Origin of the sequence: Bradyrhizobium sp. HKCCYLRH2060 (genome assembly GCF_051168135.1) — a bacterium.
In the GTDB taxonomy this organism is placed as follows: domain Bacteria; phylum Pseudomonadota; class Alphaproteobacteria; order Rhizobiales; family Xanthobacteraceae; genus Bradyrhizobium.
In genome coordinates this window covers 63,542-82,541 of sequence record NZ_JBNPUK010000007.1, presented here as the reverse complement: position 1 = coordinate 82,541, position 19,000 = coordinate 63,542, and the positions used below count along the sequence as shown (strand labels likewise).

The window sequence follows — 19,000 nt, the reverse complement described above, 5'->3', positions numbered from 1 at the left end:
CGCCAGCGCGCCAGATCGCCGGTGCGATACAGCCGCGCACCCGGTGCGCCGAACGGATCGGGGATGAAGCGCTCCGCCGTCAGCGCCGGCCGATTCCAATAGCCGGCCGCGAGCCCCTCGCCACCGACATGAAGCTCGCCTATGACGCCGACCGGAACGATGTTGAGATCGCCGTCGAGAACATAGGCCGAGCGCCGGCCGACCGGACGGCCGATCGGCGCATAGGCGCCGTCGATCTCGGTATCGGCGTCGACCTTCCAGACCAGCGGCGTGACCACCGTCTCCGTCGGACCGTAGCCGTTGATCAGCTTGCGCGGCCGCAGCGCCTGCCTGACCTTGTCGAAGCCCGATTTCGGCATCGCCTCGCCGCCGAACGAATACAGCGACACGGGCGGCGGATCGCCGCGCCACGCCGCGAAGTCGGCGAGCTGCTGCAGGTAGGCCGGCGGAAAGCCGGCATTGGTCACGCGCTCCGCGCGCATCACCTCGAGCGTCTTCTCCGCCGACCAGAGATCGGCGTCGCGCATCACCAAAGCCGCGCCGCAGCTCAGCGCGGTCCACAACCGCTCATGCGCGCCGTCGAAGGTGAAGGAGAGGAAGTGCAGCTCGCGCGACTGCCGGTCCATCTCGTAGAGACCAGCGGTGGCGTCGCAATGCATCGCGAACGGTCCATGCGCGACCGCGACGCCCTTCGGTACACCGGTGGAGCCGGACGTATAGATCACGTAGGCGAGGCTCGCGGGATGGACATCGACCGCGGGATCAATCTCCGTCGTCTCGGCCGGGATCACGCCGAGATCGACGACTGCGATGCCCGGCATCGGCGGCCATTGCGATCGTCCCGCCGCATCGACCAGCACGACGCGCGCGCCGGCATCGCGAACGGTTGCAGCAAGCCGCGCTGGTGGATGATCGGGATCGAGCGGCAGATAGGCGGCGCCGGCCTTGAGGACGGCAACGAAACCGGCGACGAGATCGGGCGAACGCTGCATCGAGAGCGCGACGAGCTCGCCGGGTCGAACGCCGAGCGCCAGCAGATGCTGCGCGATGGCATTGGCGCGGCGATCGAGCGCCTGATAGCTGATCGTCTCGGCTCCGAACACCAGGGCTGTCGCGCCCGGCGTGTCCTTGGCGTGCCGCGCGAACATCCGGTGCACCGACTGGAAGGCCGCGCGCGCGGGCGCGCAGGCATTCCACTGCCTGACGTCGTCGCGCTGCCGGTCCGACAACAGCTCCAGCGCCGCGATCCGGCGCGTGGGATCTGCGACCATTTCCTGCAGGATCGTCAGCCAATGGCCGGCGAGCCGCGTGATGGTCGACCGCTCGAACAACGCGGTGGTAAAGGAAAACAGCGCCGAGACGTCCCCCGACGGCAATTCCTCGCTGTCGAGCGCGAGGTCGAATTTCACCGTCTCAATCTCGGCCGCGATCGTCTCGATCTGCAATTCAGAGCTAGCCGGCGCATGCGCCGGCCCGCGCCGATGCTGATGGTTGTAGAGCACCTGGAACAGCGGCGTCTGGCTCAGGCTGCGCTGTGGCTGCAACACGTCGAGCAGCCGTTCGAACGGAAGGTCCTGGTGATCCCTGGCCTCGAGCGAAGCCGCGCGCAGCGTTTCGACGACGTCGGCGATCGTCCCCAGGCTGTCGATCCGCGTCCGCAGCACCTGGGTGTTGACCAACAGCCCGATCAGGCGCCGCGTTTCCGGCCGATCGCGATTGGCGAGGGGAACGCCGATGCTGATGTCGTCCTGGCCGCTGTAGCGATAGAGCACCAGCTTCAGTGCCGCGAGCAGCACGACGAACAGCGTCGTGTGATGTTGCCGCGCAAGCTCGCGCAGACGATCGGAAAGCTCGGCGCCGAGTGACAGGCGTATGGCACCGCCGGATTGGTCGGTCTGGGCCGAACGCGGCCGATCGAACGGCAGTTGCAGCATCGCCGTGTCGTGCAGCCGGCCGGTCCAGTAGCGGAGCTGCCGCTCCTCCTCCACCGCGCCGAGCCACAGCCGCTGCCAGGCGGAGAAATCGGCGTAGTCGATCTCGAGCGCCGGCAGCGAGGCGGTCTCGCCGCGGACGGCTGCGCGATAGAGCTGCCAGAACTCGTCGGTGAGGACCTGCATCGACCAGCCATCGGCGACGATGTGGTGCAGCGTCACCGAGAGAACATGGTCGTGCTCGTCGAGCCTCAGCAGCGCCGCGCGCAGCAGCGGTCCGGATTCGAGATCGAACGGCAGCGCCGCTTCCTCACGCAGCAGCCGGCGCGCCTGCTGCTCGCAATCATCGCCGGCAATCTCGATGCGGCGAAGCGCGACCGGCGCCGGCGGTCCCACGATCTGCTCCGGCTCGCCGTCGTCCTGCCGGAACGTGGTGCGGAGCGCGGCATGGCGCATAACCAGCTCGTCGAGCGCCCGTTGAAGCGCGGCGGCATCGAGACGGCCTCGCAGCCGGATCGCGACCGGCATGTTGTAGGCGGAGCCGTCCGGATCCATCCGCCACAGGAACCAGAGGCGGGCCTGCGCGAACGACAACAGCGCGCGCTGCAGCTGCTGCCGGGCGATCGGCAGAATCGAAAGATCGATGCCCTTGGCCGCCAACTGCGTCAGGAAGGCGCGCTGCTTTGGCGCGTCGAGACGCACCAACCGGCGCGCGATCTCGCTGAGCTGCTGGGCCTGAAGTCCGGACTGATCATTCATTGGCGAACTCGACTTCTTCAAGCAGATCGAACATGGCGGCGATGTCGTCGCTGCGCCTCGGCGGCGGGTCCGCGGCGAGCGCGGATGCCATGGTCTCGACCGTGGTCAGTTCGAACAGCCGCTTCAACGGCAGCTCCCGCGCGAGATCGCGCTTGATGCGGCCGACGAGCTGGACGGCCACCAGCGAGTCGCCGCCGAGCTCGAAGAAATCATCGGTGACGCCGACCGCCGGCCTGTGCAGCAGCTCGGCCCAGATCGTCGCGAGCGCAGCCTCGGTCGGATTGCGCGGATCGACGCGCCGCGCCCCCGGCGGCGTCGCATCCGGCCGCGGCAGCGCCTTGCGGTCGATCTTGCCGTTCGGGGTCAGCGGCAGCTCCGGCAGCACGATGACGCGCGAGGGCACCATGTAGTCCGGCAGCGCCGTTGCGAGCGCGGCGCGCAGCTCACTGCCATCGAGCGGGGCCTCGCCGCCGACATAACCGACCAACTGACGGCTGCCGCCGAGCTCGTGCGCGACGACGACGCTGTCGCGCACGCCCGGCTGCTCCCGCAGCCGCGCCTCGATCTCGCCGAGCTCGATCCGATGCCCGCGGATCTTCACCTGATGATCGGCGCGGCCGACATAGTCGAGCACGCCATCGGCCCGCCAGCGCGCGAGGTCCCCGGTCCGGTACAGCCGCGCGCCGTCGTCGCCGAACGGATCCGGAATGAAGCGCTCGGCACTCAGCGCCGCGCGTTTCCAATAGCCGCGCGCGAGCCCGTCACCACCGATGAAGAGCTCGCCGGTGACGCCGACCGGCGCGAGGTTGAGCTCGCCGTCGAGCACGTACAGTGCGGTGTTGCCGATCGGGCTGCCGAGCAGCGGCACCGGATTCGCGCCATCGAGGCGGTGGCGCGCCGACCACACCGTGGTCTCGGTCGGCCCATACAGATTCCAGACCTCGCTGCTCTCTGCGTTCAGCCGCCGCGCCAGATCCGAGGCCAGCGCCTCCCCGCCGCTCAGCAGGCGGCAGCCCTTCCGCAGCCATGGATCAGGATTGGCCGCGTCGTGATCGAGCAGCATGCGCCAGCTCGATGGCGTCGCCTGGATCATGGTCACGCCGTGCCGTGCGACCATCGCCTTGAGGGCCTCGGGATCATGGGCCGCGGCACGGTCGGCGAGCACGACCTGGGCGCCATTTGTGAGTGGCAACCACAGCTCCAGAACGGCGATGTCGAAGGACAACGACGTCAGCGCGAGCACGCGGTCGCCGGCCGCGATGCCCGGCTGTTCGGCCATCGTCGCCAGGAAGTTCGTCAGCGCGGCATGGCGCACCATCACGCCCTTCGGCAGCCCGGTCGAGCCGGAGGTGTAGATGACGTAGGCGAGGCTCTCGGGGTGCACGTCGACGGAAAGATTGTCGGTCTGGCCGAGGCCATCGCCGGCCGCGACCTCGAGCAGCCAAGCCTCGGCCTCGCTCCGCTCCAGCACCGGCGCGAACCGGTCGTGCAGCGTGGCCTGTGTCAGCAGCAGCTTGGCACCGCTGTCGTTCAGCATGTGCGCGAGACGCTCGGCGGGATAGTCCGGATCGAGCGGCAGATAGGCCGCGCCCGCCTTGAGCACCGCGAGCAGCGCCACCATCATCGCGACGCCGCGCTCCAGCGCGAGCCCGACCACCACATCGGGGCCGACGCCGCGATCCCGCAGCCGCCGCGCCAGCCGGTTCGCCCGCGCATTCAGCGCACCGTAGCTGATCGTCTCCGGTCCATGCACCAGCGCGACCGCATCGGGCGTTCGCGCCGCATGCGCCTCGAACTGTCGATACACGCAGGGCGCATTCGCAGCGTTGGTCGCCGTCGCATTCCAGGCCTGCAGCAGCCGCGCGCGATCATCGTCCGGAACGACGTCGATCCGGCGCACCGGCGTATGGAGCGCCTCTTCCAGTGCCAACGCGAGTTGATCGAGCGATTGCTGCATCATCGCGCCGACCCGCTCGGGCGCGACCGGCGCCGCGACCTGGACCGTCAGGTGAAGCCCATGGCCGTCATCGTCCACCGCCAGCATCAGCGGATAGTTGGTGCGCTCCTCGCCGCCGAGCCATTCGACGCCTTGCGGGAGCTCAGCATCCACCTGCGCATCCTGTCTCCGGCCGTGCCGATAGTTCAAGATCGCGGAAAACAGCGGCGTCGGCGGCGCGACACCGCTGCAGCGCTGGGCCATCGCCAGCGAGGCATGCTCATGCGCCATCAGCTCCGCCAGCCGCGCATGCGCCGCGCGAACGCTGTCCTCCACCGACGTGCCGTCGAGATCGAGCCGCACCGGCAGCGTGTTGATGAACAGGCCCAGGCTGCGGCCGGTATCGTGACCGGCCTGCATGCGGCCGAGCAGCACGGTGCCGAACACGACCTGCTCGCGCCCGCTGCTGCGCGCCAGCACCTGCCCCCAGGCGACATGACAGAGGCTGGCGAGGCTCGCGCCAAGGCGCCGCGCCTGTGCACGCAGCCGCGCGTCGAGCGCGGCCGGCAGGGGCAGCCTTGCCTCGCGCACGCCGTCGCCGTCGCTGCGCACCTCCATCAATCCGAACGGTGCCGTGGGCGCATCGATGTCGGCGAGCATGCCGCGGAAGAAACGCTGCTGCGCATCCTGCCCGGCGGGCTTGCGCGTTTCGGCGACAAGATTGCGGAATGGAATCGGCGGAGGCAGATCAGCGCGGCGCCCCGACAGAATCAGCTGCACCTCCTCATGCAACGCCTGCAGCGTGGTATGGTCGCCGACCATGTGATGCAGCAGGACCAGCAGCAGCAGGCGATCATTTTCCTCGTCACGGGCGACAACCAGACGCAGCAACGGCGCCCGGGTCAGATCGAGCCGGCAGGATCCCGGATCGAAGCGGCGGGCCAGCTCGACCTGAGCCGGCGCGTGACCTTCGAGCGCGACTTCGGTGACGCTCAGCGGTGCGTGGCGCCAGACCACCTGCGCCGGAACCGACAACCCATCCCAGAGGAACGACGTCCGCAGCACGTCGTGCCGGTCGATCACGTCCTGAACCGCGGCGAGATAACGATCCAGCAGATCGCGGCCCGCGAATGCCATCTGTGCGACCAGCACGTAAGGATCGCCCTCGGTCGCCAGCAGATGATGGAACAGGATGCCTTCCTGCAACGGCGACAGCGCGTAGATGTCCTGGACGTTGGCGACGCCGCCCGGCACCTGGGCGACCACGCGGTCGATCTCGGGCTGGCTCAGCGCGATCAGCGGCAGCATGTCCGGCGTGATGGCCGCGCTCTCCGGCGCGATCAGGTTGGCGGGGATCGCAATCTCCTCGCCGGGCCGCAGGCTGGCCGCTAGATCGCGCAGCACCGGCCTGGCGAACACCATGTGCGCATCGAGCGTCAGTGCATGGCGCTTCAGCCGGTCCAGCATGCGGACGACGAGCAGCGAATGGCCGCCGAGCTCGAAGAAATGATCGTTGCGGCCGACGCGCTCGATGCCCAGCAGCTCGCGCCAGATGGCCGCGAGGGCCTGTTCGATTTCGCCCCGGGGTGGATCATAGGCGCCGCGGCCGAACGCTTCGTCGTCCGGCGCCGGCAGCGCCTGCCGATCGACCTTGCCGTTGGGTGTCAGCGGAAACGCATCGAGGCGGACGATCGCCGAGGGAACCATGTAATCCGGCAGGCACGCCTGCAATTGCCCGCGCAGCTGCGCGGCCCATGCGGCGGCGTCATCGGTGTCGTCTGCCGGCACCACATAGGCGACGAGCCTGAGATCGCCCTGCGCATCGCGCCGCGCCAGCGCCGCCGAGTCCCGCACGCCGGTTTGCGCATTCAGCCGATGCTCGATCTCACCGAGTTCGATACGGAAGCCGCGGATCTTCACCTGATGGTCGTTGCGGCCAAGAAATTCGATATTGCCGTCGGCCAGATGGCGGCCGAGGTCACCGGTTCGATACATCCGCGCGTCGGCCGACAGCCCGAAGGGATCGGCAGCAAAGCGCTGCGCCGACAGATCCGGACGGTTCAGATAGCCGCGCGCAACCCCTGCCCCGCCGATCCAGATCTCACCCACGGCACCGCGCGGCACCGGCATGCCCTGGGCGTCGAGCAGATAGATGCGCGCATTGGCGATCGGGCGCCCGATCGGGACGATACCGCCGGCAAAGCCGGCTGGACGACGCCACGCGGTGGCGCAGACGGTCGCTTCCGTCGGGCCGTAGGCGTTGAAGACCGCAATCTCCGACGGCAAAACCTCGAACAGCTCCGACTTCGGCAACTCGCCGGCAAGAACCAGCACCTCGAGCCCGGAGAGCCGCGCGAGGTCCGAGCGGCCCTGCAGCATCGCGGGCGGCAGGGTGGCGTGGGTGATGCGATGGTCGGCGAGATAGTTCAACAGCTCGGCTGCGTCGCGATGCTCGCGGCTTCCGAGCAGATGCAGCTCGGCGCCGGCGCAGAGCGCCATGACGATGTCCCACACGCTTGCGTCGAAACTGAAGGAGGCGAACTGCGCGACCCGGCTGTCCGGACCGGTGTCGAACAGCCCGATCTGGGCCTGCGCGAGATTGACCAGGCCATGGTGCTCGATCATCACCCCCTTCGGCCGCCCGGTGGAGCCCGAGGTGTAGATGACATAAGCGAGATTGCGCGGCGTCACGCCGCGGGCATCAACATCCGGCGCGCTGTCCGGCAGCCCGCTCCAGGCCGGTGCATCGCTTTCCACATCGACCACGGGGCATGCCACGTCGCCGAGCGCACCGGCGCTCTCGCGGTCACGGAGCAGCAGCATCGGCTGGGCATCGGCCACGATCTCGCGCAGCCGCTGCAGCGGATAGGTCGGATCCAGCGGCAGATAGGCGGCCCCGGCCTTGAGCACCGCGAGCACGCTGACGATCGTATCGACGCCGCGCTGCTGGCAGATCGCGATCAGCCGGTCCGGACCGGCGCCCAGCGCGACGAGGTGATGCGCGAGGCGATTGGCGCGCAGCTCGAGCTCCCGATAGGTCAGTCTGACCTCGTCATGGACCAGCGCCACCGCTGACGGCCGGCGGCGTGCCTGCTCGGCAATGAGATCCTGGATGCAGCAGTCGGCCGGCGTGACCGATCGGGTGCAATTCCAGCTGTCCAGCAGCAGCGCACGTTCCTCGGCCGGTAGCAGCTCGATGCGGTCGACCGGCTGGCTGGTGTCAGCGACCATGGCGCGCAGCGTAGCCAGCAGATAGCCGCGATAGCGCCGCACGGTCTCGGCGTCGAACAGCGCCGTCACGTAGTTGATCTTGCCGGAGATGCGGCCACGGCTCTCACTGAGATCGAGCTCGAGATCGAACTTGACCTTGTGCTGCTCGGTCGCAAGGCGCTCGACCGCCAGGCCGGGCAGCGCCAATGAGCCGATTTCATTGCTCTGCCATGCGAACACCACCTGGAACACGGGCGTGTATTCCGGATGCCGCGGCGGCTGGAGCGCCTCGACAAGATGCTCGAATGGCAGGTCCTGATGATCCTGCGCCGCAAGAACGGCCGTCTTCACTCGCTCGATCAGCTCGACCACAGCAGGATCATCCGAGAGGTCGAGCCGCAGCGCCAGCATGTTGACGAAGAAGCCGACAAGCCCTTCGAGCTCCGAACGCATCCGATTGGCCGTCGGCGTGCCGATGACGAGATCCTGCTGGCCGGCCAGCCGCGACAGCACGATCGCCCAGGCCGCCAGCACGATGACGAACGGGGTGGCGCCGAGCGCGATGCTCAATTGCCTGATATCGGCCGTAAGACCGTCGTCGATCTCGACAGCCACAGCAGCGCCGGCGTCGGACCGCGGCGCGGGACGCGGACGGTCCGTCGGCAATGCCAGCACGGATGGCGCGTCCCGCAGCACGGTGGTCCAATGATCGAGCTGCCGCCGCAGCCGATCCGCCGTGAGCGCATCGCGCTGCCATGCCGCATAGTCCGGATACTGAATCGCCAGCGGTGGCGACGGATCGTCGCCGCCTCCGGCGAAGGCGCCATACAGCGCCGACAGCTCGCGGACGATGACGCCCATCGACCATCCGTCGGAGATGATGTGGTGCTGGCTGAGCAGAAAGACGTGATCGTCGTCGCCGAGACTGATCAGATGGCCGCGGATCAACGGGCCCCGAGCGAGATCGAACGGCGCGCGCGTACACGCATTCAGCAGGTCGGCCAGCCGCGTCTCGCGGTCCGGCCGGCTGCGAAGATCGTGCATCTCCAGCGGCAGGCCGGTATCCGGCGGCAACAGTACGGCTCGCGGCTCGCCCTGCTCGGCAACGAAGATCGTTCGCAGCGCCTCGTGGCGGGAGAACAGCCGGTCGAGGCTGCGGCGCCATGCGCCGATGTCGAGCGGGCCCCGCAGCCGCAGCGCGACGTCGATGTGATAGTTCGTGCCTCCGCCCTCGAGCTGTGCCAGCAGCCAGAGCTGCTGCTGCGCGAAGGAGAGCGGTAGCCGACCCCCGCGATCGATGCTTGGGATGGTGTTGACGTCGCGTCTGCCGGCGTTGCGGCCGCGCTGCCGTGCGCGCGAAGCCAGCTGGCGCAATGCGTCCGGATCGAGGTCGCGCAGTCGAGGCTGTCCTGATTGTCCGCTCATGATAGCTCCGCCGTCATCAGGTCCTCGAGCTCACCTTCGGCGAACTCCTGCTCGATCAGCCTGATCGAGAGGACGCGCGCGAGCTCCGCCAATTCGGGATGAGCGAACAGCTCGGACAATGGCATCGACGTGCCGAACTCCTGCGCGACGCGGCTGAGCAGCCGTACCGCCAGCAGAGAGTGGCCGCCGAGCTTGAAGAAGTGATCCGCCCGCCCGACACGGTCGAGACCGAGCAGCTCCGCCCAGATGCCGGCCAGCGTGCTCTCGATCTCGCCGACCGGAGCCTGATAGTCGTCCCACGCCTCGCCTTGCGACGTCGTCGGCAGCGCCTTGCGGTCGATCTTGCCGTTCGGCGTCAGCGGCAGCCGCGGCAGCACGACGACGCGCAACGGCACCATGTAGTCCGGCAGCACGGCCGCGAGCGCCGCGCGAAGCTCGCCGCCATCCAGCATGCTCTCGCTGCTGACATAGCCGACCAGGGTCCTGCCGCCGCCGAACTCCTGCGCGACCACGACGCTGTCGCGGACGCCGGGCAGCGCGCGCAGCCGCGCCTCGATCTCGCCGAGCTCGATGCGATGTCCGCGGATCTTCACCTGGTGATCGGCGCGGCCGACATAGTCGAGCGCGCGATCGGCACGCCAGCGCGCCAGATCGCCGGTCCGGTACAGCCGCGCACCGGGGCGGCCGAACGGATCCGGAATGAAGCGCTCCGCGCTGAGCCCGGCGCGCCTCCAATAACCGCGGGCCAATCCCTCGCCGCCGATGAACAGCTCGCCGGCCACCCCGGGCGGCAGCAGATTGAGATTGGCGTCCAGCACGTAAAGCGTGGTGTTGCCGATCGGACCGCCGAGCACCGGCGTTGGATCATCGGAGTCCAGCCGGTGACGCGCGGACCACACCGTGGTCTCGGTCGGCCCATACAGGTTCCACACCTCGCCGCTCAGCGCGACGAGCCGCCGCGCCAGATCGGGAGCCAGCGCCTCGCCGCCGCTGAGCGCGCGACAGCCAGGCGGCAGCCTCGCGGCGCCGTCATGATCGAGCAGCATGCGCCAGCTCGACGGCGTCGCCTGGATCAAGGTCACGCCGTGCCTGGCCACGATCGCCTTCAGCGCCGCCGGATCCTGCGCCGACGCCCGGTCGGCCAGCACGATGCGTGCGCCCCGTGTCAGCGGCAGCCACAGCTCCAGCACCGCGATGTCGAACGACAACGAGGTCAGGGCCAGCACGCGGTCGTCGGACGTGATCCCCGGCTGCTCGGCCATGGTCGCCAGGAAGTTCGTCAATGCGCCGTGGCGTACCATCACGCCCTTGGGCAAGCCGGTCGAGCCCGAGGTATAGATGACGTAGGCAAGGCTCTCAGGATGAATGGCAAGGTCGAGATTGTCGGCGTTGCCGCCCTCGTCGGCACGATCCAGCAGCCAGGCCTCCACTCCGCCGTCGGCCAGCGCGCGCGTGAACCGATCCTGCAGCCCGGTCTGCGTCAGCAGCAGTTTTACACTGCTGTCGCCGAGCATGTGGGCGAGACGCTCTTCCGGATAGTCCGGATCGAGCGGCAGGTAGGCGGCGCCGGCCTTCAGCACAGCGAGCAGCGCCACGATCATCTCGGCGTCGCGCTCCAGCGCCAGTCCGACCACGGCACCGGCGCCGATCCCGCGCGCGCGCAGTCGCCGCGCCAGCCGGTTGGCGCGTGCGTTCAACTCGCCGTAGCTGATCCGGCGGTCGCCGCTGACGATCGCAACCGCGTCCGGGATGGCCTTCGCGCGCGTCTCGATCTGCGCCACAAGGCCGGGCACCAAATCGCTGAACGGCGGCCGGCATGAGGTCTCGCCGACCGCTGCTCCGCTCCAGCGCAGGACGCACGCCAGCGCCTCACCGTCGACCATTCGAAGGCTGCCGACCGGACGGGTGGCATCCGCCGATATCTGCGTCAGCCAGTCCCGCAACGACGCGCTCACCTGGCGGACCGCATGGTCGTCCAATTGCGCGCGATCGTAGTTGAAGTCGAGGCGCAGCCCCTCCGGTCCGTCGAACACGATGACCGCGATCGGATAGTTGGTCGGCGTCACGTGGTCGACCCGCCCGATCTGCGTCCCGGCTCCGTCGCGCGCGGTGAGCGTCCGATCGATCGGATAGTTCTCGAACACCATCAGGCTGTCGAACAGTGGCTGCCCGGCCCTGTCGGCCAGGCGCTGGATCTCGTGCAGCGGCAGCCACTCATAGTCGCGCGCCGCGACGCTGTGCGCCTGCAGCGCGCGCAGCCAGTCGCCGGTCGCGGTGTGCGGATGCGCGCGGTCGATCAGCGGCAGCGTGTTGATGAAGAGGCCGACGATATGCTCGGCGCCGGCCAGCTCGGCCGGACGGCCCGAGACCGTGACGCCAAAGCAGACCGCTCTTTGCCCGGTATACTGCCGCAGCAATTGCGCCCAGGTCCCCTGCAGCAGCGTGTTCATCGTGATGCGCTGCTGTGTCGCGAACCGCCGCAGGCGAGCCGCGAGATCGCCGTCCACGCGCAAAGTCAGCCGGCCATGGCCGCTCGCAGCGTCGATCGCGCGGCTGGCGCGCAAGGCACCGGCCAGCGGCGTGGGCTCGAAATTGCGCAGCGTCTCGCGCCAGACATCCGCGGCTGCCGCCTGGTCGCGCGTCTGCAGCCAGGCGATGTAGTCGCGGTAGCTGCCTTGCGCCGCCGACGGCGCATGGCCGCCGATCTGCTGAAGGACGTCGGCAAGCAGCCGCGCCGAGCTCCAGCCGTCAAGCACGATGTGATGATGCGTCCAGATCAGCCACAGCCTGTCTTCGCCGAGCCGGATCAGCCGCAGCCGCTGCAGCGGCGGCCGCGTGATGTCGAAGCCAGGCTCGCGCTCGTGCACCGCCGCCTCCGCAAGCGCCGCATCGATCTCCGCCGCCGCGGCCCCATCCGCGATACGGCCACGCCAATCCTCCTCGACCACGGGCACGTCGAGCTGGCGGTATACGATCTGCTGGGCCGCGCCGGACAATTGCTGCCAGACAAACCCCGTCCGCAGCGCCGCATGCCGCGCGCTCGCCGCCTGCCATGCCGCACGCACCTGCGACGGCGTCACCCCGCGGAGCTCGATCGAGAGCTGGTTGACATAGACGTCATCAGCGCCATCGCGCAGCGCATGGAACAGCAAGCCCTGCTGCATAGGCGACAGCGGATAGATGTCCTCGACGGAGCGACAGTCGATCGTCGCGCAGAGCCTGTCGAGCGCCGCCTGATCGAGCCCCGCGACCGGAACGTCGGACGGGGTCAGACCGCCGGCAGCGCCGAGGCAGTGATCGACGAGACCACGCAGCGCCGCGCGATAGAGCTCCGCGAGCCGTTCGACGGTGGCGCGCCGATAGCGCCGGCTGCCATAGCGGAAGCCGAGACGCAGCTGTCCGTCGCGCACCTCGCCATTGATGGTGAGCCAAGCCCGCAACGGCGTGTCTGTGGCCCGCATCGGTCCCGGATTCTCCGGCGCGATCCGGTACGGCGCCGACGCGCCGAGCTGCCCATCGAAGCGGCCGAGATAGTTGAAGACGATGCGCGGGCTTGGCGTCTGCGATAGCGCCTCACGCTGCTCCTTCGCGCCGAGATAGCGCAGGACGCCATAGCCGAGCCCGCGGTCGGGCACGGCGCGCAAGCTCTCCTTGACGCGGGCGATGAGCGCACGGTCGGTCTCGCTGCCGCCGTCGAGACAGACCGGAAATGCGGTGGTGAACCAGCCCACCGTCCGCGTGAGATCGACGTCCGCAAAGACATCCTCGCGGCCGTGGCCCTCGAGCTCGATCGCGACGCCATCGATCCCGCTCCAATTCCAGAGCGCACGCGCCAGCGCGGCCAGCAGCAGGTCGTTGACCTGCGTGCGATAGGCCGCAGGCGCGGCATCGAGCAGCTGTTCGGTCAGCTCCGCCTCGACGTTGAGCACGACCTCCTCGGCCTCGGCCTCGACATCGGCGCCGCCATGATCGTCGTCACAGGGCAGCGCGCGGCCGCGCGAGGACGCCAGCCAGAAGGCCATCTCGCCAGCCAACCGATCGGACGCCGCATGCGCGCGCAGCCGTTGCACCCATGACGACGGTGCGGAGCTCGTGGACGGCAGGGTGACGGCGGCCGCCCGCCCTGCCAGTTGCTCATAGGCCATCGTGATGTCTTCGAGCAGGATCCGCCATGACACGCCGTCGACGGCGAGGTGATGGACCGCGATCAGCAGCCGCTGGCTGCCGTCGGCCATGTCTAACCCGACCGCGCGCAGCAGCGATCCCGCTGCCAATGACAGGCTCGCCTGTGCCGCCGCCGCGATCGCACCGATGTCGGCCGGCTCGGCCGCCGTGCGGATCCAAAGCAGCTCAGCCTCGGCAGGCAGATCGACCGGCGCCGCCTGCCATTCGCCCGCGACCTGACGGTACGTCATGCGAAGCGCGTCGTGATGCCTCACGATGGCGGCGAGTGCCCGCTGCAACACGCTCCAGTCGATCCGGTCCCGCGGGATCAGAAGCGCCGCCTGGTTGAAGTGATCGCGGTTGGGAATGTCGTCGGCAAAGAAGCGCAATTGGATCGGCAGCAGCTCCGCAGCGCAGGCGTTCATTGCGTTGCGTGCTGCTGCCGGCGGCGTCATGGCCGGTGCGGAGGTGGTCGCAACCACACCGGCCAGCGCCGCTATCGTCTGCTGCGCGAACATTTGCTTCGGCGTCAGCCTGACGCCGCGCTTGCGCAGCCGCGCGATGATCTGGAGGCTCAGAATGGAGTCGCCGCCGAGCTCGAAGAAATTGTCATTGCGGCCGATCCGCTCGCGGCCGAGCACGTCCTGCCAGACTTCGGCGATCGCCTGCTCCACCGCGCCGACAGGGGCGGCATAGGACAGCACGACGTCCTCGTCCGGCTGCGGCAGCGCCGCGCGGTCGAGCTTGCCGTTGGCGGTCAGCGGCAGCCGCTCGAGCACGACGAAGCGCGAGGGCACCATGTAGTCCGGCAGCATCGCCGAGAGCTGGTGCCGCAGCGCCTCCGGCTGCAACACGACGTTTGTCGCGGCAACACAATAGGCCACGAGCTCCTGGCGTTCCCGCTCCGCGTCGACGGCGCGGACCACGACGGCGGCATCGGCGACGCCATTCAACGAGCAGACGGCGCGGCCGATCTCGGCGGGCTCGACGCGGTAGCCGCGCAGCTTCACCTGATCGTCGCGCCGGCCCACGAACACGACCCGACCCGCCTGATCACAGCGCACCAAATCGCCGGTGCGGTAGAGGCGTTCGCCTGAGACTCCGAACGGATCGGGGACGAAGCGCTCGGCCGTCTGTCCAGGCGCGCCGCGATAGCCGCGCGCCAGCCCGGCGCCACCGATGTAGAGCTCACCAGCGACCCCGGCCGGCACGATATTCAACGCATCGTCGAGAACGTAGGCGCGCAGGTTCGCAAGCGGCAATCCGACCGGCACCACACCTTCGGCGTCGGCGTCCGTCCACTCATGGGTTATCACGCCGACCGTCGTCTCGGTCGGGCCGTAGTGATTGACGATCCGGCAGTGCGGCCGCAGCCGACGGACCTCTGCGATCAGGCCGGGATCGCAGGCCTCGCCGCCGAGGATCAGCACGTCGCGTGGCAGGATGTCGGCCGAGCGCCGCGCCCGCAACAGGCCGCGCAGATGGCTCGGCACGATCTTGAGGACGCCGATCTCGCCATCGCGCATCGCTTGCGCAAACGCATCCGCATCGAACGCGGCATCGGCCGGCAGCAGGTTCAAGGTCACACCGCTCGCGAGCGCGCCGAACAGCACGGTGTGGCCGAGATCGGCGGCGACCGTCGAGACCATCGCCATGCCGCCGCCGGCAGGCGGCTGCAGTCGGAACGGCAGCGCCTGCACGTAGTTGGCGAGCGCGCCGTGCGAGACGGCAACTCCCTTGGGCGCGCCGGTCGAACCCGAGGTGTAGATGATGTAGGCGGTCTGCGCCGGATGGGGCCGCGGGGCATCGAACGCGGACGCATCGCCGCGCTCAGTGCCGTCGAGTGTACGACAGGCCAGCGCCCTCGCCGCAGCCAGATGCTCGCCGGTTGCGATCAGGATGCCAATCTCGCCGTCCCGAAGGATGCGCGCAACGCGCGCCACCGGCCACGCCGGATCGAGCGGCACGACAGCGCCGCCCGCCTTGAGGACGCCGAGCAGCGCCGCGACGAAGGCCGGCGACCGCTCGATCCACAACGCCACCGGCGTCTCGCGCGTGACGCCGGCCGCGACGAGCGCGCCCGCGATGTGGTCCGACCAGCGCGCCAGCCCGGCTGCGCTGACAGTGTCCTGTCCCTGACGCAGCGCGACCCGGTCGTCGCGGCCCGCAAACGCAGTGCCGATCAGATCGAGGATATCCGTCGCGGGGAAGCTCTTCGCCTCCGCTGCGACGGTCTGCCTGACGTCCCGCGCGATCGCGAAGTCGCGCAGCGGCCGGTCGGGACCGGCCGCGATCTGCCGCAGAAAATCGACGAGCTGGCCGCCGATCCGCTCGACCGTGGCAGCATCGAACAGATCCGTCGCGAAATTCAGGCTCGCATTCATGCCCGTCGGCCCGTCGGCAATGTCGAGCGCGAGATCAAAATGCGAGCCGGCGAGATCGACGATCCGCGTCTCGGCGCGCAGGCCGTCGCCGAGCGCAAGTCCGGCCGGCGCGGCCATGTAGTTGAACTTGACCTGGAACAGCGGATTGTGGCCGCCGGAGCGGGCCGGCTTGAGCGCATCGACGAGACGGTCGAACGGCAGATCCTGATGCGCGAGCCCGGTGATGACCTCCTCTTTCGCCTGCGCCAGCAGTTCGGCGAAGCTCATGCCGTCGGCCACGTCGGCCCGCAACACCAGCGTATTGACGAAGCAGCCGATCAACGATGCCAGCTCGGCCTGCCGGCGTCCGGCGACGGGCACGCCGACGCGCAGGTCGGAGCGGCCGGAGTAGCGGAACAGCAGCAACTGATAGGCGGCGAGCAAAAGCATGAACATGCTGACGCGATGCTCCCTGGCGAGCGCGCGCAGCTTCAGCGCCAGATCGGGCGGGATCGCGAGGTGGATGGTGTCGCCGCGATAGCTCGGCACCGCCGGTCGCGGCCGGTCGAACGGCAAGGCGAGCGGCGTATCCGCATCGCCGAGCCGCCCGCGCCAATAGGCGAGCTGCTGCGCGGCCTCGGGGCCGGCGAGCCACTCCCGCTGCCAGGCGGCGTAGTCGGCATATTGGATGGCGGATGGCGGCGGCAGCGCGACTGCTCCGCGCCGGAGCCCGTCATAAAGCGTAGCGATCTCAGCCAGCAGCACGTCGAGCGAGAGGCCATCGGCGACGATGTGATGCGCCGACAAAAGCAGTTCGTGGCGATCGTCCGCGAGCTGCATCAGCACCGCGCGCAGCAGCGGGCCATCGACGAGATCGAACGGCCGCGCCAGCTCCTCGCGTGTCCGCGCCGCGGCCCGCGACGCGCGCTCCGCTGCCGGCCTGCGCCGTAGATCCTCGACCGCGACGGGAATCTCGGTTGCCGCATGGATCACCTGCACGACACGACCGTCCGGCGCGGCAAAGCTGGTGCGCAGCGTCTCGTGTCGCGCAATGATCTCGGTCAGCGCCTGCACCAGCAGCGCCTGATCGAGCGCGCCGTCGAAGCGGAGCGTGCAGGCGATGGTGTAGGCCGTGCTGGCCGGGTCCATGCTCCAGAGGAACCACAGCCGCTCCTGCGCGGGCGACAGCAGTTCGCGCACGCCCTCCGGGGCCGGCTGCAGCGGCGCCAGCGCTCTTGCATCGGTGCCGGCCGCATCGACCAGCGCCGCAAGCGCTGCGAGCGTCGGCGCATCGAAGAAGCTGCGCAGCGCGAGCTCGATTCCGAACTGCTCGCGCACCATCGCCGCGACCTGGGCGGCTGCGACCGAATTGCCGCCGAGCATGAAGAAGTCGTCGCCGCAGCCGACGGCCGTGACCCGGAGCACATCCCGCCAAATCAGCGCAAGACGGCGTTCGGTTTCCGTTGCAAGCTCCGAGGACGGCGACCGGTCCGCCGCCTCACGCCGCCGCTCGAACACCCTAAAACTGTCGAGCGTGCCGTGCGCCCACCCGGCGCGGCAGGCGGAGCGCTGCAGCTTGCCGCTGGTGGTCAACGGCATGCCCTGCGGGTTCAGCAGCACGACCACCGCCGGATAATCTTGCGTCTGCCGCATGACCGCATCGCCGATCGCCTTGATCAGCACATCGGCCGGCGTCCGCCGCAGCACCGCCCTGCTGAACTCGGCCGCCACGCCGATGCCTTCGGCGCCATCGATCTCGACCGGGAAGGCCGCGACGCGCCCCTTCCGGACCGAGGCCACGTCGGACTCGACAGCCTGCTCCAGGTCGAATGGATAGATGTTCTGGCCGCGAACGATCAGCAGATCCTTGAGCCTCCCGGTGACGACGAGCTCGCCGTCACGGACGAATCCGAGGTCGCCGGTCCGCAACCAGCGCGCGCCGTCGCGAAGGACGAACGTCTGCTGCGTCGCCTCGGGATTGTTCCAATAGCCCTGCGCGACGCTCGGACCCGCGACCCAGATCTCTCCGACTTCGTTCGCCTCGGCCTGGGCGGACGCATCGGTTCTCATGATGCGGACGGCGTGACCGTCGGCCACGGTGCCGCAGACCATCAGGTCCGTCCCTGCGTCGGTATCGGCAACACGGCCGCCAGCGAGTGCTGCGGAATCGAGCATATGACAAGCCGCCAGGCTCGCGCTGTCGCCTGCGGTCACCAGCAAGGTCGCCTCGGCAAGGCCGTAGCAAGGCGTCAGAACGCGAGGATCGAGGCCCGCGGGCCGGAAGCGCGCGGCAAAGCGATCCAGCGTCGCGCGCCGCACGAACTCCGAGCCGGAGAACGCGAAGCGCCAGCGGCTAAGGTCCAGGTGCGCGATCGCCGCATCCGAGATCCGGTCCGCGCAGAGCGCGAATGCGAAGTCCGGCCCGCCGCTGCAGGTGCCGCCGTGGCGATCGATGGCCTCGAGCCATCGCCGCGGCTGCTCGAGGAAATTGCGCGGCGTCATCAGCACCGCGGTGAAACCCGTGAACAGCGGATTGAGCAATCCGCCCATCAATCCCATGTCGTGATAGAGCGGCAGCCAGCTGACGAACACGTCATCCCGGGTGCCGCCGAGCACCGCCTCGATCGCAATCTCATTGGCGACGAGGTTTCGGTGGGTGACGCAGACGCCCTTCGGCTGCGATGTCGAACCCGACGTATATTGGAGGAACGCGATCGCATCGCCGTTCAGCTCCGTCTCGCGCCAGGAGACGGCCGCGCCGACCGGCACCTCGTCGACGGCAACGACATCGGCCCGGGTCTGGCCCACACAGGCCGTGACGGCGTCGCGAAGCCGCGCCTGGGTGAGAATGAGCCGTGGCGCCGCATCGCGCAGGATGCCGTCGAGGCGGCTGGCGTAGCGCTCCCTGCCGGCCTCCGGCGGATAGGCCGGCACGGCAATGACCCCGGCATAGAGACAGGCGTAGAATGCAACCGCATAGTCGGGCCCGTTCGGCAGCAGGATCACGGCACGTTCGCCGGCACGCGCGATCTCCTGCAAATGCGCGGCAAGGGCACGGATGCGCCGGTCCAGCGCCGCGAATGACAGCTCGTCGATGACGTCGTCGCCTTCGATGAAGCGCAATGCCGGATGATCGGCACGCGAGGCGGCATGCTCACGGAGTCGTTCGACGAGGGTCTGTGGCGGCATCTTGCGAAGGTCCGATCGCGGCT

The 19,000-nt window shown here is 69.1% G+C and carries 3 protein-coding genes (1 of these 3 only partly in view); all 3 read right to left on the bottom strand.

The window, feature by feature from the left end; genetic code table 11:
* Tightly spaced (each overlapping or abutting the next), the 3 genes in view from ACQR10_RS15970 to ACQR10_RS15960 form a layout consistent with a single transcriptional unit that may run on beyond the window.
* On the bottom strand, positions 1 to 2,690 hold the 5' end (the start) of the coding sequence (locus ACQR10_RS15970; RefSeq protein WP_434885710.1) for a non-ribosomal peptide synthase/polyketide synthase. Its footprint begins 13,708 nt before the window's first position; the window shows 2,690 of its 16,398 coding nt (coding positions 1–2,690); it begins with the start codon at positions 2,688 to 2,690; the stop codon falls past the left edge of the window.
* Positions 2,683 to 9,261, bottom strand: coding sequence for a non-ribosomal peptide synthetase (locus ACQR10_RS15965; RefSeq protein WP_316216161.1), 6,579 nt, complete (start codon positions 9,259 to 9,261; stop codon positions 2,683 to 2,685). The genes ACQR10_RS15970 and ACQR10_RS15965 overlap by 8 nt, the downstream gene beginning before the upstream one ends.
* Positions 9,258 to 18,977, bottom strand: a complete 9,720-nt coding sequence (locus ACQR10_RS15960) for a non-ribosomal peptide synthetase (RefSeq protein ID WP_316216160.1) — start codon at positions 18,975 to 18,977, stop codon at positions 9,258 to 9,260. Before ACQR10_RS15960 ends, ACQR10_RS15965 begins: the two co-directional genes overlap by 4 nt.
* Between the last annotated feature and the right edge of the window lie 23 nt (positions 18,978 to 19,000).